Genomic DNA, 21,145 nt, shown 5'->3' on the forward strand with positions numbered 1-21,145 from the left:
GAAGGAGACAACCTTGACCGAGACGTCGCAGAGCCGGCAACTCGAGATCGCCTGGCCCGAACTGGGTCTCACCGTGACCGCCGAACTCGACGGTCGCAACCCCGAACTGGCCGACGCGCTGTGGGAGGCGTTGCCCTACCAGAGTCTGCAGGGCCACGCGCTGGTAGCCGGACAGCATCTGTATCACGTCGCGCCGATCCCGTCGCTGCTGCATCTGCCCGCCTCCACCCGCATCCCGGATCGGCGCGAAGCCCCCGATGGCACCGTATTCTGTTCCGCTCTACAGCATCTGGGCATCAAATACGGGACGCTGACCGAACCGATGCCAGCCTCTCCGGTAGGCCGGATCCGGACCGAGGACCTACCGGCGCTGCGCGAAGCCGGGCAGGCGATCTGGGATTCGGTCTATTCGACGAAGCAGCCGATCGTGGCGGAGGTCCGCAAGTCAGGCATGGCGGGCGGCCACCGGATCCCGCATCTGATCGCCGCCGATCCGGACGCCAACCGGCTCATCCACGACGTGTACACCGCGACCGAGCGGGCCTGGCTGACCGAACCGCCGGAGCTCGCCGATCTGCACCGCGGCCTGATCCCTTCCGGTGCAGGCAGTTTCGAGACGGTGCTGCCCACGTTGTTGTTCGTCAACGGTGAAACTCGCCCGCTGGGGTACGCCACCTATGGTGGCCTGGTCCGGGCCGCCGTTCAGGACATGCCGATGGAGTCGCTGCGGCACATGGCCCGCCTGCTGGTCGGCCTACCGGCCGAGTTCCTGGGCTACTGCGGCCTGGAGCAGCTGTGGAGCTTCACCGAGCGGTTCCTGGCCTGCCTCGACCAGCTCGACCGCGACGATTTCCTGTCCGTCGCCAGCCAACTCGCGCTCTACGTCAACTGCCTGGGCGGCTGGAACCTGCACCTGTATCCGTGGGACGCCGGCGACCACCTGCGTCAGCTGCAGCCCGCGCAAGCAGGCCATCAGTCGTGAGCTCGTTGCCCGAACGCACCGACGTCCTGGTCATCGGCGGGGGAGTGATCGGCACGTCGATCGCGTGCCGGCTCGCCGAGGCCGGGGTCGGCACGGTCCTGCTGGAGCGCGGTGCGCTCGGATCGGGATCGTCCGGGACCACCGCGGGCGTCGTCCGGACCTACTTTCCCGGCAACTCCCTGATCAGCAGCCTGGCCGTCCGGAGTGCGGCGGCGTATCACGATTTCGCCGAGCGGACCGGAATCGACCTGGGCCTGCAGCGAATCGGTCTTCTGGTGTTGTTCACCGAAGAACACCAGGTGGCGGAGTTCCGGCGGACGCATGCTCAGCAGCGGGCCGCAGGAGTGCAGGTCGAACTCGTAACACCCACTGCGGCAGCACAATTCAATCCGCTGGTTGACGAGTCCGCCATCGTGGCGGCGGCCTGGTCGCCGGAGGCCTACGCCTGCGACCCCGCCGCTATCGTGCGCGGTTACGCCACCGCCGCTCAGCAGGCCGGTGCCGTCCTGCACACGGAAACGCCCGTCACCGGCATCGATCCCGACGGGCAAGTCCACACTCCCGCGGGCAGCATCCGTGCGGGCGCCATCGTCTGTGCGGCTGGCCCGTGGGCAGGGTCGGTCGCGGCCACCGCCGGTGTGCACCTTCCGGTGACCACCTACCCGGTCGAGATGCTCCTCGCGGACTCGCCCGCCGACGTCCCCACGTTGCCGATGACCCTGGACCCGTCCGGTCTGCGGATTCGCAGCTGGGGCGAGCGCATCCTGGTCGGGATGGGCCGCCCAGGTCCGGAAGAATCCCGGGAAGCGTGGCTGGAGCGGGTGTCGCACCAGCTCGGCGCCACCTACCCGGCACTCGCCGGTCGCCGCCTCGAGCACGGCTGGAGCGGCGACCTCGACGTCAGCCCGGACGGGATGGCCTTCATCGGCCGCGACCCCGCCCGCCCCTTCCTCTACGCGGCAGGATTCTCCGGCCAGGGTCTGTGTCAAGCGCCTGCCGCCGGGGAGATCGTCCGCGACCTCGTGCTCGACAAAGAAGGAAATCGTCATGATCGTCTTGGGGTGCAACGGATTCACACGCGTCTCGGAAGTCTTCGCTGAACACTTCGGCGCGGTCGGCATCGACAAGCACTACCTGCTCGGCCACGACGCGGGCGCCGCGCTGCTGGTGGACGGCGAGCTGGTCGCGGCCGTGGAAGAGGAGCGGCTCAACCGGGACAAGAAGACCACCGACTTCCCGGTCAACTCGGTGCGGTGGTGTCTCGACCAGGCGGGACTGCAATTCTCCGACATCGACCTGATCGCCATCCCTTTCGACTTCTCCGCCCAAGTGCTGGACGAGATGCTGTCGGGAATCGTGGGTGCGCCGATACCGCCCAGGCCGAAGCTGGACCTGTTGCACAACATCGGCAAGCTGTACACCGAGGTCGTCAGCCACGAAGCGATCCTCGCCGACTTCGCCGCGCGCACCGGATTCACGCCGGATCCGGCCAAGGTGGTGTTCGTGCCGCACCACTTCGCCCACGCGATGACTGGCTATTACGTGGCCGGGATGAAGGACAGCGCGTTCCTCGTCAGTGACGGTCGCGCCGAGGTGCTTGCGACGCTGATGGGTGAAATCCGGGACGGGCGGATCCGGGTCTTCGGCGAGACGGCGATCGGCGCGGAATACTCGATCGGCATCCTGTTCAGCGCGATCACGCGGTTCCTGGGATTCGTGCCCAACAACGACGAATACAAGGTGATGGGCCTCTCCGGATATGCGGCGCCGCCGGTCCCGAATCCATTCGTCGAGGACTTCGTCGAGCTACACCCCGATGGGCGATACGCCTTCCGTCAGCCCCTCCAAACGGACAATCCGCGTAGTCTCGACTCCCTCTTCGAGGAGTATTTCGGTCCGTTCCAAGCCACCCTCGAATATCAGGCCCGGGTGGCCGCGGCGGCGCAGGAAATGCTGAATGTCGTGACCCGCCACCAACTTCGCGCACTGGAAGCCAAGACGGATTTGGGTCACTTGCTGTTCGAAGGTGGCGTGGCGCTGAACTGCCTCAACAACACTCCGCTGTTCGAGGGCTCGCGGTTCGACGATATGGACGTGAGTTTCGGTGCCAGCGATACCGGTGTTGTGCTGGGCGCTGCGGTCTACGCCTGGATGAACCACCCGGACAACGACGGCCAGCAGAAATCCGTGCCACGCGTAACTCCTTATCTCGGACCGGAGTACGACGATTCGGCGATCGAACAGAGCCTGCGGGAGTTCAGCGATCGAGTGGGATGGACGCGGCTGAGCGACGACGAAATCGTCGATCAAGTCTCGAAACTGCTCACCGAGAAGGTCGTCATCGGCTGGTACGAGGGCCGGATCGAGCACGGCCCACGGGCTTTGGGGCACCGCAGCATCCTCGCCAACCCGAAGTTCCCGGATATCAAGGATGTCATCAACACCCGGGTCAAACACCGCGAGCCGTTTCGTCCGTTCGCGCCGATCGTGCTCGAAGCGGACGCGCCGCGGATCTTCGAGATGGGACGCAAAACCCGTTCGCCGTACATGACTTTCGTCTTCCCGGTGCGGCCGGAGTTCCACGACGTGATCCCGGGCGCGACCCATGTGGACGGCACCTCCAGGGTGCAGACGATCACCGAGGCGGACACCCCGCGATTGGCGGACCTGTTGCGCCGATTCACCGCGCTGACCGACGTCCCGTGCCTGATCAACACTTCGTTCAACGTGGCGGGGGAGCCGATCGTCTGCTCTCCGGCCGACGCGCTGAACTGCTTCCTGGGCACGGAAATCGATTACCTGGTGCTCGGCAATTACCTGGTTACGAAGGCCGATACCGGCGCATGATGTCCGGGTCGGAGATCCCTACGACGCTGCTACTGCTGCGGCACGGCGAGACCGCGCTGACGGCGGAGAAGCGGCTTTCGGGCAGCGGGGGCTCCGACCCGGCTCTGTCGGAAATCGGGCGGCGGCAGGCCGAAGCCGCCGCGGAGCTGCTCGCGGCGCGCGGCGCGGTGCATGCGGTCGTTTCGTCGCCGCTGCGCCGATGCCGGGAGACCGCCGCGGCGGCCGCACGCCGGCTGAGCCTCCAGCTCCGGATCGACGAGGGATTGCTCGAGGCGGATTTCGGTGTGTGGGAAGGACTTACGTTCGCCGAGGTACGCGAGCGTTACCCAGTCGAGTTCGCAGCGTGGTTGGAGTCGCCTGCGGCGGTGCCGGGTGGCACAGGCGAGTCGCTCGATTCGGTGACGCGCCGGGTTGCCTTGTCGCGGGACAAACTGCTGGCTCGGTACCAGGGACAGACGGTGCTGGTCGTCTCGCACGTCGCGCCACTGCGGACGCTGGTCCGATTGGCGCTCGGCGCACCACCCGCAGCACTGTTCCGGATGGAACTGGCCGCAGCTTCGGTCTCGGAGGTGGCCTACGACGGAAATGGGAATGCCTCGCTTCGATTGCTGAACGACACATCGCACCTGCGTTGACCTCGACGATCGCGGGTTGTCGGCGCGCCGTCGTGTTCCGCCCCGGATTTGCCCCTCCGTACGGCAGAGTTATGGCAACTTTGCAGTTACCGATGGCCGGATCGAGAAGAGGAGCAGTAATGCAGCGCTTGTTCGCAGTCCTGGCGGGAGTGGCCCTCATCGGAGGCGCCGCGGCGTGCTCGAACGATTCCGAACCGTCACCGAAGCCGAGCACCACCTTCAGGACCACGGTCCCGGTCACGACCCCCGCGTCCTCGGCCACGACGACGACAGCGCCTGCGCAGCCGACCACCAGCCCCGGCCAGACCGGCGCCGACGGCTCCACCGGAAACAATCTGAGCCCCGAGTACTGCGCGAAGAACCAGGACCCGGGCTGCCCGCGCGGCAGCTACATCGGCCCCGACGCCATCCCGAACCCCAACGGTGACGGCACCTGGGTCCCGTGCGAGGGCACGATCTGCACCAACCCCAACCACGGCGCGGGCCCCGAAACCACCACTCCCGCAGTCGAACCCACCACGACCAGCCCGCAGAACTCCGGCCCGGTCGCGGGCGCGCCGTGCGAAGGCGACGGCCAGTGGGTCCACCTCGAGGGCGGCGACGCCGCGCACTACGGCACCGAATGGCTCTGCCGCCACTGATCTCCGCGGCGCTCGGTGACCGCCGAGGGCAATGCGAAACGGGCCGTCTTCGATCCTGCCGCACGACGCAGTGCAAGGATGAAAACCGTGGGCGACGTGATGAGCAGGAACCGGGTAACAATCTCAGGACCGGCCGGTGCGCCGGTGGTGGTGCTGGCGCACGGGTTCGGTTGTGACCAGAACCTGTGGCGGCTCGTGGTGCCGATCTTGGAGCAGCGTTTCACCGTGGTGCTTTTCGATCACGTGGGTTCGGGCAAGTCGGATCTTTCGGCGTGGGATCCGGAACGGTATTCCACTCTGGCGGGTTACGCCGAGGACATCCGGGAGGTGTGCCGCGCGGTCGGGCTGGGTCCGGTGGTGCTGGTCGGGCATTCGGTGGCGGCGATGATGGGTGTGCTGGCCGTGGCGGCGGAGCCGGAGCTGTTCCGGGGTCTGGTGTTGCTGGCGCCGAGCCCGTGCTTCCTCGACGACCCCGAGACCGGGTACCGCGGTGGCTTCAGCGCCGCCGACATCGGCGAACTGCTCGAGTCGCTGGACGCCAACTATCTGGGCTGGTCCGGCGCGATGGCGCCGGTGATCATGGGTAATCCGGACCGCCCCGAGCTGGCCGAGGAGCTGGAGAGCAGCTTCTGCCGCACCGATCCCGAGATCGCGCGGGTCTTCGCGCGCGTCACCTTCCTGTCCGACAACCGCGAGGACCTGGCCGCGGTGCCGGTGCCGACGTTGGTCGCGCAATGCTCCAACGATGCGATCGCGCCGCCGGAGGTGGGCGAGTTCGTCCGTTCCCGCATCGCCGGCAGCCGCCTGGTAACCCTGACCGCGACCGGGCACTGCCCGCAACTGGCCGCCCCCGAGGAGACCGCCGCCGAAATCGCCGACTTCATCAGTAGTTTGTGATGATGATGTGCCGCGCTAACGATCCGGAGCAACATGCGGAGTTCGCGGCACTCCTGGAGGACGACGTCGAGGATCTCTACGAGAACGCACCGTGCGGGTACCTGTCGACGCTGCTGGACGGGCGCATCGCGAAGGTGAACACCACGCTGCTGGACTGGCTCGGATACCGGCGCGACGACCTGGTGGGCAAACGCTCTTTCAGCGACCTGCTGACCGTCGGCGGACGCATCTACCACGAAACGCATTTCGCGCCGCTGCTGCGGATGCAGGGTCAGATCAGTGGCATCGCGCTGGAGATGCGGACCGCCGACGGCGAGCGACTACCGGTGCTGGTGACATCGCGGGTGACCACGGGTGCCGATGGACAGCCGCTGCTGATCCGCAGCACCGTCTTCGACGCCCGTGACCGCCGGGCCTATGAAGTGGAACTGCTGCGCGCCCGCCGGGAAGCCGACCGGGAGCGCGAACGCCTACAACGTCTGAACGCGACCCTGCAACGCACCCTGCTACCCCCGGCGCTGGAACCGGTCCCGGGCATGGAGGTCGCCGCGCACTACCACGCCGCCTCCACCGAAGAGGTCGGCGGCGACTTCTACGATCTGTTCCCGATTTCCCCGGGCGTGTGGGGTTTCTTCCTCGGCGACGTGTGCGGCAAGGGCGTCGACGCCGCGATCATGACCTCGCAGGCGCGGTACACGCTGCGTGCCGCCGCGGTCCACGACCCCGAGCCCGCCGCGGTCCTGACTCATCTCAACACCGTCATGGTGCGCGACGCGCAACCGGGGACCCCGCGGTTCTGCACCGTGCTCTACGGCCAGCTCGTCCTCGATCCCGACGAGCCCCGGGCCACGGTTACGCTGGCGTCCGGTGGGCATCCTCCGGCGATCCTGTTGCGCGGCAACGGTTCCGCCGACTATCTGCCAACTCCCGGCGGGCAGTTGATCGGCGTCCTGCCCGACGCCGCCATCATCACCCGCACCTGCACGCTGGAGCCCGGCGACACACTGCTGCTCTACACCGACGGAATCACCGAGGCCCGCACCGCCGACGGATGGTACGGCGAGGCCAAGCTCCTCGACTTCGCCCGCGCGCTGGCTCCGGCTTCGGCCACCGGCACTATCGCCGCGGTATCGGATCTGCTCGATTCCCTCGGATCCGGCGTCACCGACGACACCGCGGTGCTCGCCCTGCATCTGCCGGCCGCATGACCACTCACCTCGTGCGGTAGCGCTGCAGCACCACACCCGACCGCCCGAACGGAACAGTCTCGATCAGGCGCAGATCGCGGCGCGGCCCGTCAGCGAACAGTGGCCGACCACCGCCCAGGACTACCGGAAAGACCAGCAGCCGGTATTCGTCGATCAGGTCCAACCGCATGAACTCCCGGGCGGTACCGAGTCCGGCGAACAAGATCAGCGGCTTGCCCGGCTGCGCCTTGAGGGCTCCGATCTCCCCGGCGAGATCGCCGCCGACCCGGGTCGCAGGCTGCCAAGCCAGATCGCGTTGCTGCCGGGAGACGACAAGCTTCGGCAGCCCATTCACCTTGGGCGCCAACATCTTGTCGCCCGGGGTCGCGGGATTGCGCTCGGCCTCCGGCCAGTACTCACCGAGCAGTTCATAACTCACCCGCCCGAAGATCTGGGCATCCACGCTATCCAGCAGGCCGGAAAGGTACTGATCGAGATCTGGGTCGTCGACTTCGATCCAGTCCAGATTTCCCTCGGGCCCCTCGGCCATCCCGTCCACCGACACCATCATCTGCAGAATCAATTCGCGCATATTGAGAGGACGGGATTTCTGCGCGGAAGTAATCGGTAGCGAGCTGGACGGGGTTTCCCTCTAGATCAACCGGCTATCCCAGCAAGCGGGAGATCCACGACAGGAGGTTAGGGAACATGACTATGCGAGACATCATCGCCCAGCTCCACCAGGACATCACCACCGCCGAGGACGCCGGAGACGAACAGACCGCGGCCCGGTTGCGCAACGAGCTCGAACAAGCGTTGGAACAGTCCGGCGAAACGGCACCGCCGCCGGAGCAGTAAATCGATTGGCGACCCCGGCGGCGCCAGGCAGGATGCGGCCTATGGATACGTCGCGTTCCGCCCTCCTGCGCTGGCAGTTCGACCTGGTCTGGTCGCTGTTCGAATACCACCTCGAGCGACTGGAAACAGCCGACTTCCTCTGGGAGCCAGCGGATTTGTGCTGGACCCTGCACCAGGACGACACCGGCACCTGGGTGCCGGACTGGGCCGATTCCGAACCCGACCCGATCCCGGTCCCCACCATCGGCTGGCTCAGCTGGCACATCGGATGGTGGTGGACCGTCACCATCGACCACCTGCGCCGACATCCGCCGCACGACCGTTCTGAAATCACCTGGCCAGGACCCGGACCGGCCGCGATCGACTGGCTGCGCGACCTGCGCACCCAGTGGTTGGAGATCCTCGATGAGATCAGCGAAGCCGACCTCGATGCGCCGGCGACATTTCCGTGGCAGGACCCCGACAAGTCTGTCGCCCACACGGCCGCCTGGGTGAACGCCGAGTTGATGAAGAACGCCGCCGAAATCGGCCAGCTACGCCTCCTGCGCGCTGCCCGGAACTAGTGCGCCTCTACCCGGCGTTGTCGCCCTCGGCTGAGGTGTTTCCGACCGTTGTGGCGTAGGTGGCGCCCCACTGGTTCAGCCACACCACGGCGGGTGCGAGGGAGGCTCCCAGTTCGGTGAGCGAGTACTCGACTCGGGGCGGTACCTCGGGGTAGACGGTGCGGTCGACGAGTCCGTCGGCTTCGAGTTCGCGCAGCTGGCGGGTCAGGACGCGCGGGTTGACCGGGCCGACCATGCGGCCGAGCTCGCCGAATCTGCGGCGACCGTCGAGCAGGTTCTTGACGATGGTCAGTTTCCACGCGCCACCGAGGACCGAGACGGCGACTTCGACGGGGCAGACAGCCAGCGCGGTTTCTACTTGCTTGCGCATGTCAGGGCTCCTACCTGGTCACTTACATTTTTGTCACTATGTGCTGAGAATGTCAGTACTTGGCATTATCGGGACTAGATACGAAAGTAGCCCTATGACTTCTTCCGGATCAATCCTGTGGGTCATCGCCAATCCCGATCCCGGCTCGCTCAGCCATTCGCTGTACCGGCACGGTGTAGAACATCTCCGGGACACCGGGCACTCGGTGGCCGATGTCGACCTGTACGCGACGAACTGGAACCCCGTGCTGAGCGAAGCCGACACCATCGGTTCGAGCGGGGAGACGTTCTCCGATCGCCAGCGCCACGCGACCTTGCAGGCCACGCTGCCCGCCGATGTCGCGCGGCAACAGCAGCTTGTGGCCGAATCCGACACGGTCATCATCCAATTCCCGCTCTGGTGGTACGGCATGCCGGCGATTCTGAAGGGCTGGTTCGACCGCGTTTTCACCAACGGGTTCGCGTTCGGCGTCCGTGACCAGGACGGGAAGGTCCGCAAGTACGGCGACGGTGGCCTGGCCGGTCGACGTCTGCTGCCCATCGTCACCGCCGGTGACCGTGCTGATGCGCTGGGCCCGCGCGGGATCAGCGGGGATATCGACGACATCCTCTGGCCACTGCTACACGGCACTGCCCACTACACCGGCATGCTGCCGCTGCGTCCGCATCTCATCAGCAGCGCCAATCACGTCGACGCCGCCACCTATCGCAACTGCGCCGACGCGCTGACCTCACGTCTGGACGCCGTCAGCACCGAGCCGCCCATCCGCTACCGGTCGCTGCGCGGCGGCGACTACACCGCTACCCACGACCTACGCCCCCATGTCCGTCCGGGCGAACGCGGCCTCGCCATCCATTGTCTCGACAGCCCGGCGAATCCAGCAGCGGTACAACAAGTTCGGTAGTTCGTTGGTTCAGTGTGGTTGCGAGTCAAGTGGTTACGGCGGCTGTACCCGGGGTCATTTCCGCTTCAAGCTGCCGACACTGAGCGAACCGGGCGCGATGGTCGGCAGCTTGCTTTCTTCCGCGCGGACGTAGCCTTCGGGATCCTTGTCGACCGGCTCGACCCCGGCGAAGTTGCGCGCCTCGAAGGCGGCGAAGGTGACCGCGAGTTGGTGGCGGCGCGACAGGGCGGCCAGGCGGCGGAAGTCGGTGAGGCCCTCTCGTTCTTCCTCGGCCATGTGATCGCTGTTGGCCAGGTTCGCTGCCGCGACGGCCGCGTACCACTGGTCGGTGCCCACCTGATGCCGTGCCACCTCGGCGATCGCGTCCCGGATCTCGTTGTGGTCGTGGATGGCGTCGAGAGTCTCCTCCTCCACCCCGTCCTTGCGCCGGGCCGCGATGCCCACCTGCAGCAGCGCCGGGTAGAAGATCTCCTCCTCCGCCAGCGCGTGCAATTCGAGGAAGGACGCGAGCCGGTCCCAGATCGCGGACAGCACGCCGGTTTCCGAGCGGTCGATCTGTTCCAGGATCGCGAACAACCGCCGTTGCTCCCGGTGGTCGTCGAGGATCAGGTCGGTTATGTCCACAATTCCTCCCTGGCATTCACAACAGGTCAGCGCTGGACGCTCCACTCGACGATAACGCACGACCGAGCGTCCAGGAGTTTCGCTGACACGTTCCGCGGTATTCGGAAACAGAACAGAGGAGAAACCATGGCCGAGAAGAATCACCGCTCCGCCGAGACCGGCGAATACGTCACCGAGGAGACGGCCGCCGAGAATCCGAAGACCACCCTCGGCGAGGACGAACCGCACGACGGCAGTGACCGGCGCGATCGGTCCGCGATCACGGGACACTTCGTCAAGCCCGACACCAGCCGCCGGCACCCGGACACCACCGTCACCGAAAACGAGTGACTCAGTTCGTGGCTGCGCGGTGGAGCTGCTGAACTTTCTGTTCGTGGCTGCTGGTGAAGTCCGGGTCGACGTAGATGTGGACCGCGCTGATGAGGGTGCCGCGGAAGGTGAAGACGTTGCAGAAACGGCCGGTCGAGACGCGCTGGTCCGGCCAGTGGCGCCCGTCGTCGGTGGTACCCCATTCCCGGCCTTCGACGATGATCCGGTCACCGGCGACCATGAAGTCCAGCCCGTCGATATCGTGCTCGAGGGTCGATAGGTCGGCCCAGAGCCGCCGCGCGAACTCGGCCATGTCCTGCTTACCTTGTCCGACACCGAATTTCGGAAAGAACAGCTCCACATCGTCGGTGTAGAAATCGAGCAACGCGGGATCGCCCGCATCGATGAGCTCGAAGGCGCGGCGGATGATCGCGATGCGCTGATCGGTGAGAGTGGTAGTCATCGAAACTCCTGTGCACGTGTGGAATCGGATAGCAACTACATAGTGAGCAGGGGCCGCAGCCCCAGGGCGAACACTCGCTCGAGCCGGTCGGGCGCGGCCCCCGCCTGTGCGATGACTCGAAGCCCGGAGATCGCGGTCACCACCAGCAAAGCGCCGTCGTCGGCGTGGACATCGGAGCGCAAGCTGCCATCGGCCTGGCCGGATCGAATCACCTGTGCCAGCAACGCCAATCGCCGCTCCCACTGGTCGTCCAGAGCCCGAGCTATCCGCTCGTCGCGTTCGCGGAGCCCGGGAGTCATATAGGCGCCGACGACCATGCAGCCCGCCGCATGTCCCTGCCGCGCGGCCGCCCGCTCCTCTGCCAGCACCAGCCCGGCCAGCGCCTCCAGCCGTTCCCGCCCGTCGCGGCTCTCGTCGCGGAGAACCGCCCCCTGCGCCTCGTCCACCACCGACAGATACCGCTGCAGCGCCTGCACGAACAGCTCCTCCTTCGAGGTGAACGCGTTGTACAAGCTGCTCCGCCGCACACCGGCGACTTCACACAGCCGCTCGGTCGAGCTGTCACCGAACCCGAACACCCGAAATTGGCCCGCCGCCGCATCGAGGACGGCGTTCTCGTCGAATGCCCGTGGTCTGCCCATGAATCCGACGCTAGCACGTTTTGTATTTCAGAGTCCAAAATGCTGGTCGCACTGGTCGCGACAGGTGTCGGTGGGTGTGAGTAGCGTCTGGTCTTGTGGAAACTGGGGAACACATCCAAGAGCTCGCGGACCGCATCGTGGCGCTGCGCGACGCCTACTATCAGGGCTCGCCGCTGGTCGCGGACGCCGAGTACGACGCGATCGAGGACGAGTTGCGGGGCCTGCTCGCGGCGCATCCCGACCTGACGCCGGACCCGAATCCGCTGGAGCAGGTCGGTGCGCCCGCGGTGCTGCACGCCCCGATCCGGCATGCGCGTCCGATGCTGTCGCTGGAGAAGGCGACCAAGCCGGAGCAGGTCGTGGCGTTCTTCAACCGCTTCCCCGGCCAGTCGGTCGTGGTGATGCCCAAGCTCGACGGTCTGTCCCTGTCCCTGGTCTTCGAGGACGGACGGCTGGCGCGGGCCGTGACCCGGGGCGACGGCACCACCGGCGACGACGTCACCATGCTGGTCCGCGCGCTGGTCGACGGTGTTCCGGACCGGATCGAGGTCCCGGGCCGGGTGGAGGTGCGTGGTGAGGCGGTGATGCTGCGTTCCACCTTCGTCGCCTACAACACGGCGCATCCGGACAAGCCGCTGATCAATCCGCGCAACGCGGCGGCGGGCACACTGCGCGCGAAGGATCCGGCCACGGTCGCCGAGCGGCGCTTGCAGTTCTTCGGGTTCGACTTGGACAGCTCGACCGGGGAAGCCGCCGTCGATCTGGAGGAGGGGCTGCGGGCACTCGGGATCGCGGGTGCGCAGATGCGGCACTGCGCCGACGCCGAGCAGGCGCAAGCGGCAATCACCGCGATCGAACAGGGTCGCAACGATCTGGACTACGACCTCGACGGCGCGGTCCTGCGCCTGGCCGACCGAGATGCCTACGCGGCAGCGGGAACTCGCTCGAACTCTCCGCGCGGCGCGCTCGCGTTCAAGTTCGCCGCCGAGGAGAAGACCACCTTGCTGCGCGAGGTGATCTGGGATGTGGGCAAGACCGGCAAGATCGTCCCGGTCGCCTGGCTGGAGCCGGTATTCGTCGGCGGCACCACGGTCACCAAGGCCACGCTGGCCAATCAAGAGGTGATCCGCGCCCGCGACATCAAAGTCGGTGACACGGTTCTGGTGCGCCGCGCGGGCGATGTGATCCCGTTCGTGGCGGGCGTGCTCGACGCCTCGAAACGCACGGGGGAGGAGCACGAGATCGTGCCGCCCACCGTCTGCCCCTCCTGCGAGCAGCCGGTGACCGAGCAGGGCAACAGCCGAGAGCTGTTCTGCACCAACGTCGCCTGCCCCGCGCAGACGGTGCGCAGGCTGATCCACTGGGCCTCACGAGCGGCGGCGGACATCGACGCCATCGGTGGGGTGTGGATCGAGCGGCTGGCCGAAGCGGGCATCCTGGAGCACCCGTCGGACTTCTACACCCTGACCAAGGAGCGTCTGCTCGAGTTCGACCGCATCGGCGAGGTTTCGGCCCAGCGCATGATCGACTCGATCGATAGCAGCCGTCAGGTCGGCCTGCGCCGCGCGCTGATCGGCCTGGCGATCCCGATGGCCTCCGATGGCACCGCCGCGCGGCTGGCCCGGGCGGGTTTCGGCTCGCTGGAGGAGGTCGCCGACGCGGGTGAGGAACGGCTTGTGGCGGTGGAGGATATCGGCCCGAAGGTCGCCGCCTCCCTGGTCGCGCACCTCACCCGCCTGCGCCCGGAACTGGATCGGCTGCGCGCGGTGGGTGTCTCACTGGACGTGCGCGAGGAGGATCTGCCCCCGGTCATCGCGGCCGGCGCACCCCTGGCCGGTAAGACGGTGGTGATCACCGGCGCGATCAGCGACCCGCGCTCCGGCGAGAAGGTTGCCCGCCCGACGTTCCAGCGCCTGTGCGAGCAGGCGGGCGCGACGGCGGCGTCCTCGGTCTCGGCGAGCACCGACATGCTCATCACCGGTGCTGGAGTCGGCGAGAGCAAGCTGACCAAGGCGGAGAAGCTCGGCGTCGAGGTCGTGGATCAGGGTGCGATCTGGACGCTGCTCATCGCCGCCAAGGTCGTCTAGTTCTCGGCGCCGGACAGCGCGGCCAGGACCGCCGAGGTGTCGTGATAGTAGGGCCGGAACTCGGTGATCAGACCGTCCCGGAAGCTGATCCATTGCAGCAGTGAGGTTTCCAGCATCCGGCCGGTGTGCCGGGCGCGCAGCCGGCCGCGGCTGTAAACCACCACCCGGTCCTGGTCGCTGACGAAATGCTGCTCGTCGAACCACAATCCGTCCCAGTTGTCCCCCATGGCGGCGATGAACCGCCGAAAGCCTTCGTGCCCATGCCATTCGCCGCCATAGGGGAGGCTCGACGCCTGATACATGACGACATCCGAGGCCAAGTGCCGACCCATTCCCTCGAAGGCCGCACCCTCGGTGAGATATGCGGCCTCGGCCGCGTAGAAGGCTTGCAAGGTGGTCATCACATCCGCTGTCATGCCCACGATCCTGGCCGTCGGCACCAACGCACGCTGGCCGGAATCGGACCTGGCGCTCGGACCGGGAAGCTCAGCGATAGGTAGGTTGCTCGGCGAGGCGTCGTTGCGCGCTGGCGGGCAACCGGGTCGACCAGTGCGGCGCCGCGGATCCGTGCGATAGGCCCAGCAGTGCCGTCTGTATCACCGTGAGCAGCTCGAGGGTCCGGAAAGGCTTGATCAGGAAATCGTGCGCCCCAGCGGAAATGGCGAGAGCGACGATGTCGGGATCGGGCTGGGTGGACATGACGATGAGGGGCGGGATCGGCCCGTCGCCGCGCAACCGGTCGTGCTCGGGGAGTTCGAAGATGCCGGGCACCGCGGGATCCGCCAAGACGATGTCGGGTTTCCAGTCGCCGGTCAGCGCGAGGGCATCGGCGCTGTGCGCGGCGTGCACGGGATCGTGGCCGGCGGATTCGAGCACCAGCGTGGTTATCTCGGCGACGGCGGGGTCCACCTCGAGTACCAGCACGCGCCCGTGGCGCTGCTCGGCGTCGGGCGGGATGAGCGGCCGGCGGTATCGGTCCGGGGTCGGCGGAAAGATGTTCATGACGAGCAGGTCCTTCGTTCGACAAAGTTCTGCTGGTGCCGTGACTGCTGAACGGTACTTGTTTCACTATACAAGATAGTTAACTTTCAGCAATCATATTGGGATGTGAAATTAGACGGTTCGGTTTAATTCACCCGCTGTTAACCACGCCGGAGCGTAAGAATGGCGATGTCCGGTGGAGCTCCGACCCGGACCGGCGGGCCCCACGCGCCGACACCCCGTGTGGTGTAAAGCTGCATCCCATCCACCTGATCGAGTCCGGCCACCGTCCCGTTGACCCAGCCCACGACGTAGTTCAACGGCCAGATCTGGCCGCCGTGGGTGTGCCCGGACACCTGGAGGTCGATGCCGCGTGCGGCGGCTTCGGGCGCCTGCCGTGGCTGGTGCGCGACCAGCATGATGAACCGATCGGATCGGTGACCGGCAACGGCCGCTTCGACATCGGGGCCATAGGGGTCCGGGGCGTCATAGTCGTATACGCCCGCGATCTCCAAAGTCGCACCCTTGATGTCGATTTCGGCGCGCTGGTTGCGTAACGTTTTCAGCCCCAGGGTCTCCCAGTAGTCCATCCAATCGGCTACGCCGTCGACATAGCCCTCGTGGTTGCCGGCCACCGCGAAGGTGCCGTACTTCGACGTGAGGCCCTTGATCGGTGCGATGTCCGGTCCGACGAGCTCCACCGAGCCGTCGATCAGATCCCCTGGGAGCACGATGACGTCCGGTTGCTGGCTGTTGACTAGGTCGACGACCCGCTGGGTGAAGTCCGCCCCGCGCGCCGCGCCGACGTGAATGTCGGCGACTACCGCGACCCGGATGCCATCGAGCTCGGCAGGCAGCTTCGGCGAGCGCAATTCGGCTGCCCGCACCCGCGGACTGTCTGCCTCGTAGACGCCGTATGCGACAGTCCCCACCGCCGCGACGACCAGCACTGCCGACAAAACCTGAAGCAGCCGAGTGCGATTCGCGAACTTCGCGAGCCGAGCGATCAGCAGGACCAGCCCGATCACGAGGAGCCCGAGCAGCAGATAGAACATCACAGCGGACCACGTCAGTCCGAGCCAGACGATCGGCCGGATCGGTTCGGGCGAATAGGAACTGCCGGCGCCGAGCGCGACGACCAGCGCCAGCCACAGGACGACCAGCACAATGATCCCGACCGTTTTCGCGGGCCCGCGCACTCCCGTCGCGCGAATGAAGCGCCGATAGAACAAATAATGAACCAGAGCGAGCAGTACGCCGCCGACAATAATTCGCAGCACTAGCCGCCCTTTCACGACAACTTCCGCGCGATATCCCGCGGACGAATCCCGGTTGGTAAGCGTAGTGCCCGGCGGCAGCCGGGGCGGGATCGGACGGCCGTGGCCGGATTCGCCTCGCCTGCGGGAGTGCTGGGAGTTCGGATTGGCGTGGGCTCAGCGGGATTCGAGGAGGTGCTCGACTTGCGAGAGGTAGTCGAGCAGGTCTCCGATTTCGGCCAGCGACACACCCGCCCCGGCCAGCGCCCGCACCTGTACCAGCCGCAGCAGCTCGGCCGACCGGTACCGCCGGCAACCGGAGCTGTCGCGGTCCGGTTCGCCGACCAGTCCGTGCTGGTGGTAGTGCCGAACCGTGGTCTCCGTGATGCCGGCGAATGCCGCCGCCTGGTCGATCGTGAGCCCCGGAGTGTGCTCAATTGTCATGGAACGGCCCTAGCTGCCTTTGCCGCTGCCTGCTCCGGCCGCGCGGTCGATCGCGTCGGTCAGTCTTTTCCGTTCGCGCTTCTTCCACGAGTCCTCTTGGTAGTTCCGCGCGAACGCCTCGATGAACTCCACCGGGTCTTCGCCGACGATCTCGCGGACCGGCGTTCCGTCCGCCGCGCTCTGCTCGAACAGATCGATGAGGTCCGCGAAAATCGCTGTGCTGCCACCGGGTCCGAGGATCATCAGGTAGCGCTCGAGCGCGTCGACCGCGTCGTGATAGCTCTCGGGGAGCTGCTTCTTGCGCGCTTTGTACTGCCGCCACTGCCGCTTGTCGCCCATATCGCCGATCACCTTCGCGGTGAGCTTCGAGATGTCCATGGTCATCTGTCTCCTTCTTGGAGCTGTGCGAGCCGTTCGGAGAGGAAGCTCCATGTCCTCCAGAACTCTTCGAGATAATCGCGCCCGTGTGCGTTGAGCGAGTAGACCTTTCGCGGCGGCCCTTTCTCGGACGGAACCTTCTCCACATCGACGAGGCCGCGCTGTTCGATCCGCACCAGCAGCGCGTAAATGGTGCCCTCGGCGATGTCGGAGAAGCCCTGCTCCCGCAGCCAGGCCGTGATCTCGTAGCCATAGGCGGGCCGGCGGGACAGGATCGCGAGAACGATGCCCTCGAGGGTTCCCTTGAGCATCTCCGTCACTTGCTTACTCATGGAGCACCTCCTTCTAGCTACTCGGTGTTACTGACTACTGGTAGATAGTAACGCTGACTACCAGTACATAGCAACACTTATTAGTGAAGTGCGAGTTGGGTGGGAAAGTTCGGGGATGAGCTTCAGGTTGGCGGCCTACGCCGTGTGCATCGAGAACGGGCGGGTGCTGGTCGCTCATCACGTACCGGATGAGGGGGAGCCGAATTGGACTCTTCCGGGCGGCCGGGTCGAGCATGCGGAGGATCCGTTCGACGCGGTGCTCCGGGAGCTCGCTGAGGAAACGGGTTGCCACGGAGTGGTCGAGCGCCTGCTCGGCGTGGATTCGCGGGTGATCCCCGCGGATGTCGCGCACGCCGGAGTCGAGCACCAGAACGTCGGGATCTTCTACCAGGTCCGGGTCACCGGTGGTCGACTGCGGCCGGAGCCCAATGGTGCGACTGCCGAGTCGATTTGGACGCCGATCGCCGAAGTCGCCCGTCTGCGCCGGTCATCTCTGGTCGACGTCGGGCTGGTTTGGCCGTGCAGCTCCCGGCAACCGGCCACGTCAGTGCTGTTCCGGTCGGTGGATTGCTGCAGCACTGAGGCCATGGGCGTTATGGTCGGCGGATGCGGATCGACCTGATGACGATAATCGTGGCGGAGTACGACCCGGCGATCGCGTTCTTCGTCGACGTGCTCGGGTTCGAGTTGGTCGAGGACTCACCGGCTTTGACGACCGATGGGCGGTCGAAGCGGTGGGTGGTGGTGCGGCCGCCGTTGGCGGAGACCGGCATTCTGCTGGCGCGGGCCGATGGGGGAGCGCAGGCGGAAGCGGTGGGGCGGCAAGTTGCGGGGCGGGTCGGGTTTTTTCTGCGGGTGGATGATTTCCAGGCCGCTTATGACCGGATGGCTTCCGCCGGTGTGGAATTCGTGGGCGCGCCGCGCAGTGAGGTCTACGGGCGGGTGGCGATCTTTTTGGATATCGCGGGGAATCGGTGGGACCTACTCGGTCCGTAGGCCCCACCGGCACACGACTATTGGGCTGATCCCCAATCGCTTGTCGCTCAGGCCCGTTCGAAAACGCTTGCGTCTTCCAGCATCGCGGCCCGGAGCATGCCCTCGGGCACGCCGAGTGCCTCGATCATCGTGAGCGCGTTCGGGCGCAAACGGTCGACCAGTTCGTTCATGCCGCGCCGCACCGCCTTCGCCCGCTCGACGGACATGAATCGGTGCATGATGAACCAGGCGGTGTGCTCCTCCAGCAGCGAGTACACGTAGAGGTCGCAGACGTCCTCGGCCAGCGCCCGGGCTTCCGGATCCTCGATGTCGGCGATGCCGTCGATGAACGCCTCCAGCACCAGCCGGTCGATGTGCGCCGTGCCGGCCGTGAGGATGTGGTCCTGCGCGTTGTTGAACGCCTCGAACGGCCCGGTTTCCTTGGCGCGGGCCCGAAGCCGGTGTGCCGCGGTGCGCACGAGGTAATCCTCGCGGTCGGCGAACAACTTCAGCTGCACCGAGCGCCGGGACAGGTCGGCCTCGTCGATGCTCTCCCCGTTGCGGTCGCTCAGGGTCTGGATCATCTGCCGAACCCCGGAGCGCTTGCGCACCACGTCACCGGCCATGGTGGCGGCGAACCGCACCCAGCCGAGCGCGTCGAGATCGCGGACCTCATCGGAGTAGGAGGTGAGCAGTTCCTTGGCCACCAACTGGGTCAGCACCACGTTGTCACCTTCGAAGGTGGTGAACACGTCGGTGTCGGCCTTCAAGGTCACCAGCCGGTTCTCGGTGAGATAGCCTGCGCCGCCGCAGGCTTCGCGGCATTCCTGGATGGCGCGGGTGGCGTGCCGGGTCTGGGCGACCTTGAGGCCGGCGGCGCGCTTCTCCAGGGCCCGCTGGGCGCTGGGATCGAGGTCCTGCCCGGTCTGCACCAGATGCATCCGGCGCACCAGATCGTTCTGCGCGAACGCCAACGCCCACGACTTCGCGACCAACGGCAGCAACCGGCGCTGATGACTGCGGTAGTCCATCAGCACGGTTTCTTCGCCGCTGTCGGGATCGGCGAACTGGCGGCGCTTCTCCGCGTACCGGACCGCGATGCTCAGTGCGACACGCGCCCCGGCTGCCGCGGCGCCGCCGACACTGACGCGTCCGCGCACGAGCGTGCCCAGCGTGGTGAAAAACCGGCGGCTCGGGTTCTCGATCTCGGAGGTGTATGTCCCGTCGGGGGCGACATCGGCGTACCGATTCAGCAGGTTCTCGCGCGGGATCCGGACCTGGTCGAACACGATGCGCCCGTTGTCGACGCCGGGCAGCCCGCCCTTGAGCCCGTCGTCATAGGTGGTGACACCCGGCAGATCCGCGCCGTGCTCGTCGCGGATCGGCACCAGCAGGCAGTGCACGCCCCGGTTCTCGCCATCGGTGATCAACTGCGCGAAAACCGCGGCCATCCGGGCATGTTCGGCCGCGCCGCCGATGTAGTCCTTGCGCGCCGACGGCGTCGGGGTGTGGATCACGAATTCCTGGGTGGCCGGATCGTAGGTCGCGGTGGTCTCGAGGTTGGCCACGTCGCTGCCGTGCCCGGATTCGGTCATCGCGAAGCAGCCGAGCAGATCGAGCGAGAGCAGCCGGGTGATGTGGTCACGGTGGCGTTCGGTGCCGAGGTTCTCCACCGCTCCGCCGAAAAGCCCCCACTGCACACCGGCTTTCACCCACAGCGACAGATCGGCGTAGGCCAGCATCTCCAGGCCGGTGACCGCCGCGCCGGGCTCGCTGGTGCCGCCGTTCTCCCGCCGGAAACCCCGCTCCGCCAAACCCATCCCCGCGATGACCTTCATCTGGTCGAGCACGCGGGCGCGAGCGGCCTTGTAATCGAGGTAGGGGTCGCCGGTGAACCGGTCGTCGGCGAGCTGGAGCCGGGCTTCTTCCCGCACCGCTGCCCAGGGCCCGTCCAGGGCCGCGCGTAGGTGATCTGCCGTCTTAGAGCCACCGTCAGTCATGTCTCCGACATTAGCCCCGCCCGCCGGAAGTAACCGTCATGAAACCCTTGTCACACCTTGAACGCGCGTTTAGTATATTGAACATGTGTTTAACCAACAGCCCCTTCCGCAAGGATCCACCTCGCCGGTAAAGGTCTCGGACCTGTCGACCGCGGCCCGCATCCGCGATGCCGCGATCGGGATATTCGGCGAGAACGGCTTCACCGTCGGCGTCCGCGCGATCGCCGCCGCGGCCGGTGTCTCACCCGGGTTGGTGAACCACCACTTCGGCTCCAAAGAGGGCCTGCGCGCCGCCTGCGACGAGCGGGTGCTGCAGCTGATCCGGGACAAGAAGATTCAGACGATCAAAGCCGACAACCTCGGCAAGGGCATGTTGGCCGCGCTGGCCGAGATCGAGGAATACGGCTCGCTGGTGGCGTACATGGTGCGCAGCCTGCAGGCCGGCGGCCCGCTCGCCGAATCTCTGTTCGAGCACATGGTTTCCGATGCCGAGTCCTACATCCAGGCCGGAGTCGAGGCGGGCGCCATCAAACCCAGCCGCGACCCCGCCGCCCGCGCCAGATACCTGATGCTGCTCAATGTCGGCGCCACCGTGCTCTGGATGCAGATGCGCGAGCAGCGCGACGGAAAGCTCGACTACCGCAATGCAATTCGTGATCTCACCGAAGAGCTCACGCCACCCGCCCTCGAGTTCTACACCCAGGGCCTGCTCACCGACCCCACCCTGCTGGAGACGGTGCTACCACCTGATACCGATAAATAGGAGGACCG

At 66.5% G+C, this 21,145-nt stretch carries 27 protein-coding genes; 15 read left to right on the forward strand and 12 right to left on the reverse strand.

What is annotated here, in order from left to right:
• Positions 1 to 13 precede the first annotated feature (13 nt).
• The 7 genes from IBX22_RS26420 (at position 14) to IBX22_RS26450 (ending at position 7,210) form a co-directional block, all read left to right on the forward strand.
• Positions 14 to 982, forward strand: coding sequence for a hypothetical protein (locus tag IBX22_RS26420; protein WP_194818396.1), 969 nt, complete (start codon positions 14 to 16; stop codon positions 980 to 982).
• Positions 979 to 2,082: an FAD-binding oxidoreductase gene (locus IBX22_RS26425; RefSeq protein WP_194818397.1), complete on the forward strand. Its 1,104-nt coding sequence runs from the start codon at positions 979 to 981 to the stop codon at positions 2,080 to 2,082. Before IBX22_RS26420 ends, IBX22_RS26425 begins: the two co-directional genes overlap by 4 nt.
• Positions 2,030 to 3,829 carry a carbamoyltransferase C-terminal domain-containing protein gene (locus IBX22_RS26430; RefSeq protein WP_194818398.1) on the forward strand — a complete coding sequence of 600 codons (1,800 nt, stop codon included), beginning with the start codon at positions 2,030 to 2,032 and terminating at the stop codon, positions 3,827 to 3,829. Before IBX22_RS26425 ends, IBX22_RS26430 begins: the two co-directional genes overlap by 53 nt.
• On the forward strand, positions 3,826 to 4,464 hold the full coding sequence (locus tag IBX22_RS26435; RefSeq protein WP_194818399.1) for a histidine phosphatase family protein: 639 nt from the start codon (positions 3,826 to 3,828) through the stop codon (positions 4,462 to 4,464). Before IBX22_RS26430 ends, IBX22_RS26435 begins: the two co-directional genes overlap by 4 nt.
• 119 nt (positions 4,465 to 4,583) lie before the next feature.
• Positions 4,584 to 5,105 carry a hypothetical protein gene (locus tag IBX22_RS26440; protein WP_194818400.1) on the forward strand — a complete coding sequence of 174 codons (522 nt, stop codon included), beginning with the start codon at positions 4,584 to 4,586 and terminating at the stop codon, positions 5,103 to 5,105.
• Between the two features lie 78 nt (positions 5,106 to 5,183).
• The gene (locus tag IBX22_RS26445) at positions 5,184 to 6,002 is read left to right on the forward strand and encodes an alpha/beta fold hydrolase (RefSeq protein ID WP_194818401.1); all 819 of its coding nucleotides are present in this window, start codon (positions 5,184 to 5,186) and stop codon (positions 6,000 to 6,002) included.
• Positions 6,003 to 6,007: 5 nt separating this feature from the next.
• The gene (locus IBX22_RS26450) at positions 6,008 to 7,210 is read left to right on the forward strand and encodes a PP2C family protein-serine/threonine phosphatase (RefSeq protein ID WP_228539630.1); all 1,203 of its coding nucleotides are present in this window, start codon (positions 6,008 to 6,010) and stop codon (positions 7,208 to 7,210) included.
• Positions 7,211 to 7,214: 4 nt separating this feature from the next.
• Here the strand turns inward: IBX22_RS26450 and IBX22_RS26455 are convergent, their stop codons facing one another.
• Positions 7,215 to 7,781: a dihydrofolate reductase family protein gene (locus IBX22_RS26455; RefSeq protein WP_194818403.1), complete on the reverse strand. Its 567-nt coding sequence runs from the start codon at positions 7,779 to 7,781 to the stop codon at positions 7,215 to 7,217.
• 116 nt (positions 7,782 to 7,897) lie between these two features.
• Between IBX22_RS26455 and IBX22_RS26460 the strand changes: the two genes are divergently transcribed.
• A complete protein-coding gene (locus IBX22_RS26460) occupies positions 7,898 to 8,047 on the forward strand; it encodes a hypothetical protein (RefSeq protein ID WP_194818404.1) in 150 nt (49 codons plus the stop codon).
• A 41-nt stretch (positions 8,048 to 8,088) separates the two neighbouring features.
• Positions 8,089 to 8,610 carry a DinB family protein gene (locus tag IBX22_RS26465; RefSeq protein WP_194818405.1) on the forward strand — a complete coding sequence of 174 codons (522 nt, stop codon included), beginning with the start codon at positions 8,089 to 8,091 and terminating at the stop codon, positions 8,608 to 8,610.
• A gap of 7 nt (positions 8,611 to 8,617) precedes the next feature.
• On the opposite strand, the gene IBX22_RS26470 is transcribed toward IBX22_RS26465, so the two are convergent.
• Positions 8,618 to 8,980 (reverse strand): helix-turn-helix domain-containing protein, encoded by a 363-nt coding sequence (locus tag IBX22_RS26470; protein ID WP_194818406.1) that lies wholly within the window; start codon positions 8,978 to 8,980, stop codon positions 8,618 to 8,620.
• 94 nt (positions 8,981 to 9,074) lie between these two features.
• Here IBX22_RS26470 and IBX22_RS26475 point away from each other — a divergent pair, with 94 nt between their 5' ends.
• Positions 9,075 to 9,884: an NAD(P)H-dependent oxidoreductase gene (locus tag IBX22_RS26475; RefSeq protein ID WP_194818407.1), complete on the forward strand. Its 810-nt coding sequence runs from the start codon at positions 9,075 to 9,077 to the stop codon at positions 9,882 to 9,884.
• Positions 9,885 to 9,938: 54 nt separating this feature from the next.
• On the opposite strand, the gene IBX22_RS26480 is transcribed toward IBX22_RS26475, so the two are convergent.
• Positions 9,939 to 10,508, reverse strand: a complete 570-nt coding sequence (locus IBX22_RS26480) for a hemerythrin domain-containing protein (protein WP_194818408.1) — start codon at positions 10,506 to 10,508, stop codon at positions 9,939 to 9,941.
• A gap of 126 nt (positions 10,509 to 10,634) precedes the next feature.
• On the opposite strand from IBX22_RS26480, the gene IBX22_RS26485 reads away from it, so the two are divergent.
• On the forward strand, positions 10,635 to 10,838 hold the full coding sequence (locus IBX22_RS26485) for a hypothetical protein (RefSeq protein ID WP_194818409.1): 204 nt from the start codon (positions 10,635 to 10,637) through the stop codon (positions 10,836 to 10,838).
• A gap of 1 nt (position 10,839) precedes the next feature.
• On the opposite strand, the gene IBX22_RS26490 is transcribed toward IBX22_RS26485, so the two are convergent.
• Entirely contained in the window at positions 10,840 to 11,280 is a 441-nt protein-coding gene (locus IBX22_RS26490; RefSeq protein ID WP_194818410.1) for a nuclear transport factor 2 family protein, read from the reverse strand.
• Positions 11,281 to 11,315: 35 nt separating this feature from the next.
• Positions 11,316 to 11,921 carry a TetR/AcrR family transcriptional regulator gene (locus IBX22_RS26495; protein ID WP_194818411.1) on the reverse strand — a complete coding sequence of 202 codons (606 nt, stop codon included), beginning with the start codon at positions 11,919 to 11,921 and terminating at the stop codon, positions 11,316 to 11,318.
• A gap of 95 nt (positions 11,922 to 12,016) precedes the next feature.
• Here IBX22_RS26495 and ligA point away from each other — a divergent pair, with 95 nt between their 5' ends.
• Entirely contained in the window at positions 12,017 to 14,008 is a 1,992-nt protein-coding gene (ligA, locus tag IBX22_RS26500) for an NAD-dependent DNA ligase LigA (RefSeq protein WP_194818412.1), read from the forward strand.
• On the opposite strand, the gene IBX22_RS26505 is transcribed toward ligA, so the two are convergent.
• The 6 genes from IBX22_RS26505 to IBX22_RS26530 form a co-directional block, all read right to left on the reverse strand.
• The gene (locus IBX22_RS26505) at positions 14,005 to 14,424 is read right to left on the reverse strand and encodes a nuclear transport factor 2 family protein (protein WP_228539447.1); all 420 of its coding nucleotides are present in this window, start codon (positions 14,422 to 14,424) and stop codon (positions 14,005 to 14,007) included. The genes ligA and IBX22_RS26505 overlap by 4 nt on opposite strands.
• A gap of 70 nt (positions 14,425 to 14,494) precedes the next feature.
• Positions 14,495 to 15,010 carry a response regulator gene (locus IBX22_RS26510; RefSeq protein WP_194818413.1) on the reverse strand — a complete coding sequence of 172 codons (516 nt, stop codon included), beginning with the start codon at positions 15,008 to 15,010 and terminating at the stop codon, positions 14,495 to 14,497.
• A 140-nt stretch (positions 15,011 to 15,150) separates the two neighbouring features.
• Positions 15,151 to 16,269 carry a metallophosphoesterase gene (locus IBX22_RS26515; protein WP_194818414.1) on the reverse strand — a complete coding sequence of 373 codons (1,119 nt, stop codon included), beginning with the start codon at positions 16,267 to 16,269 and terminating at the stop codon, positions 15,151 to 15,153.
• Positions 16,270 to 16,422: 153 nt separating this feature from the next.
• Positions 16,423 to 16,689: a MerR family transcriptional regulator gene (locus IBX22_RS26520; RefSeq protein ID WP_194818415.1), complete on the reverse strand. Its 267-nt coding sequence runs from the start codon at positions 16,687 to 16,689 to the stop codon at positions 16,423 to 16,425.
• Positions 16,690 to 16,698: 9 nt separating this feature from the next.
• Positions 16,699 to 17,073 carry a DUF1048 domain-containing protein gene (locus IBX22_RS26525; protein ID WP_194818416.1) on the reverse strand — a complete coding sequence of 125 codons (375 nt, stop codon included), beginning with the start codon at positions 17,071 to 17,073 and terminating at the stop codon, positions 16,699 to 16,701.
• Positions 17,070 to 17,399 (reverse strand): PadR family transcriptional regulator, encoded by a 330-nt coding sequence (locus IBX22_RS26530; RefSeq protein ID WP_194818417.1) that lies wholly within the window; start codon positions 17,397 to 17,399, stop codon positions 17,070 to 17,072. The genes IBX22_RS26525 and IBX22_RS26530 overlap by 4 nt, the downstream gene beginning before the upstream one ends.
• Positions 17,400 to 17,514: 115 nt before the next feature.
• Between IBX22_RS26530 and IBX22_RS26535 the strand changes: the two genes are divergently transcribed.
• Both IBX22_RS26535 and IBX22_RS26540 read left to right on the forward strand, forming a co-directional pair.
• Positions 17,515 to 18,021 carry an NUDIX hydrolase gene (locus tag IBX22_RS26535; RefSeq protein WP_228539449.1) on the forward strand — a complete coding sequence of 169 codons (507 nt, stop codon included), beginning with the start codon at positions 17,515 to 17,517 and terminating at the stop codon, positions 18,019 to 18,021.
• On the forward strand, positions 18,006 to 18,395 hold the full coding sequence (locus IBX22_RS26540; RefSeq protein WP_194818418.1) for a VOC family protein: 390 nt from the start codon (positions 18,006 to 18,008) through the stop codon (positions 18,393 to 18,395). Before IBX22_RS26535 ends, IBX22_RS26540 begins: the two co-directional genes overlap by 16 nt.
• 47 nt (positions 18,396 to 18,442) lie before the next feature.
• On the opposite strand, the gene IBX22_RS26545 is transcribed toward IBX22_RS26540, so the two are convergent.
• A complete protein-coding gene (locus tag IBX22_RS26545; RefSeq protein WP_194818419.1) occupies positions 18,443 to 20,374 on the reverse strand; it encodes an acyl-CoA dehydrogenase in 1,932 nt (643 codons plus the stop codon).
• An 85-nt stretch (positions 20,375 to 20,459) separates the two neighbouring features.
• Between IBX22_RS26545 and IBX22_RS26550 the strand changes: the two genes are divergently transcribed.
• Positions 20,460 to 21,137 carry a TetR family transcriptional regulator gene (locus IBX22_RS26550; protein ID WP_194818420.1) on the forward strand — a complete coding sequence of 226 codons (678 nt, stop codon included), beginning with the start codon at positions 20,460 to 20,462 and terminating at the stop codon, positions 21,135 to 21,137.
• Positions 21,138 to 21,145: the final 8 nt, after the last annotated feature.

It is taken from the genome of Nocardia sp. XZ_19_385 (assembly GCF_015355755.1).
GTDB lineage: Bacteria > Actinomycetota > Actinomycetes > Mycobacteriales > Mycobacteriaceae > Nocardia.

Coding starts and splice junctions, on each gene's coding strand:
- IBX22_RS26430 (WP_194818398.1), top strand. CDS start 2,030: ATGATCGTCTTGGGGTGCAACGGATTCACACGCGTCTCGGAAGTCTTC.
- IBX22_RS26435 (WP_194818399.1), top strand. CDS start 3,826: ATGATGTCCGGGTCGGAGATCCCTACGACGCTGCTACTGCTGCGGCAC.
- IBX22_RS26440 (WP_194818400.1), top strand. CDS start 4,584: ATGCAGCGCTTGTTCGCAGTCCTGGCGGGAGTGGCCCTCATCGGAGGC.
- IBX22_RS26445 (WP_194818401.1), top strand. CDS start 5,184: ATGAAAACCGTGGGCGACGTGATGAGCAGGAACCGGGTAACAATCTCA.
- IBX22_RS26450 (WP_228539630.1), top strand. CDS start 6,008: ATGTGCCGCGCTAACGATCCGGAGCAACATGCGGAGTTCGCGGCACTC.
- IBX22_RS26455 (WP_194818403.1), bottom strand. CDS start 7,781: ATGCGCGAATTGATTCTGCAGATGATGGTGTCGGTGGACGGGATGGCC.
- IBX22_RS26460 (WP_194818404.1), top strand. CDS start 7,898: ATGACTATGCGAGACATCATCGCCCAGCTCCACCAGGACATCACCACC.
- IBX22_RS26465 (WP_194818405.1), top strand. CDS start 8,089: ATGGATACGTCGCGTTCCGCCCTCCTGCGCTGGCAGTTCGACCTGGTC.
- IBX22_RS26470 (WP_194818406.1), bottom strand. CDS start 8,980: ATGCGCAAGCAAGTAGAAACCGCGCTGGCTGTCTGCCCCGTCGAAGTC.
- IBX22_RS26475 (WP_194818407.1), top strand. CDS start 9,075: ATGACTTCTTCCGGATCAATCCTGTGGGTCATCGCCAATCCCGATCCC.
- IBX22_RS26485 (WP_194818409.1), top strand. CDS start 10,635: ATGGCCGAGAAGAATCACCGCTCCGCCGAGACCGGCGAATACGTCACC.
- IBX22_RS26490 (WP_194818410.1), bottom strand. CDS start 11,280: ATGACTACCACTCTCACCGATCAGCGCATCGCGATCATCCGCCGCGCC.
- IBX22_RS26495 (WP_194818411.1), bottom strand. CDS start 11,921: ATGGGCAGACCACGGGCATTCGACGAGAACGCCGTCCTCGATGCGGCG.
- IBX22_RS26505 (WP_228539447.1), bottom strand. CDS start 14,424: ATGACAGCGGATGTGATGACCACCTTGCAAGCCTTCTACGCGGCCGAG.
- IBX22_RS26510 (WP_194818413.1), bottom strand. CDS start 15,010: ATGAACATCTTTCCGCCGACCCCGGACCGATACCGCCGGCCGCTCATC.
- IBX22_RS26520 (WP_194818415.1), bottom strand. CDS start 16,689: ATGACAATTGAGCACACTCCGGGGCTCACGATCGACCAGGCGGCGGCA.
- IBX22_RS26525 (WP_194818416.1), bottom strand. CDS start 17,073: ATGACCATGGACATCTCGAAGCTCACCGCGAAGGTGATCGGCGATATG.
- IBX22_RS26530 (WP_194818417.1), bottom strand. CDS start 17,399: ATGAGTAAGCAAGTGACGGAGATGCTCAAGGGAACCCTCGAGGGCATC.
- IBX22_RS26535 (WP_228539449.1), top strand. CDS start 17,515: ATGAGCTTCAGGTTGGCGGCCTACGCCGTGTGCATCGAGAACGGGCGG.
- IBX22_RS26540 (WP_194818418.1), top strand. CDS start 18,006: ATGCGGATCGACCTGATGACGATAATCGTGGCGGAGTACGACCCGGCG.
- IBX22_RS26545 (WP_194818419.1), bottom strand. CDS start 20,374: ATGACTGACGGTGGCTCTAAGACGGCAGATCACCTACGCGCGGCCCTG.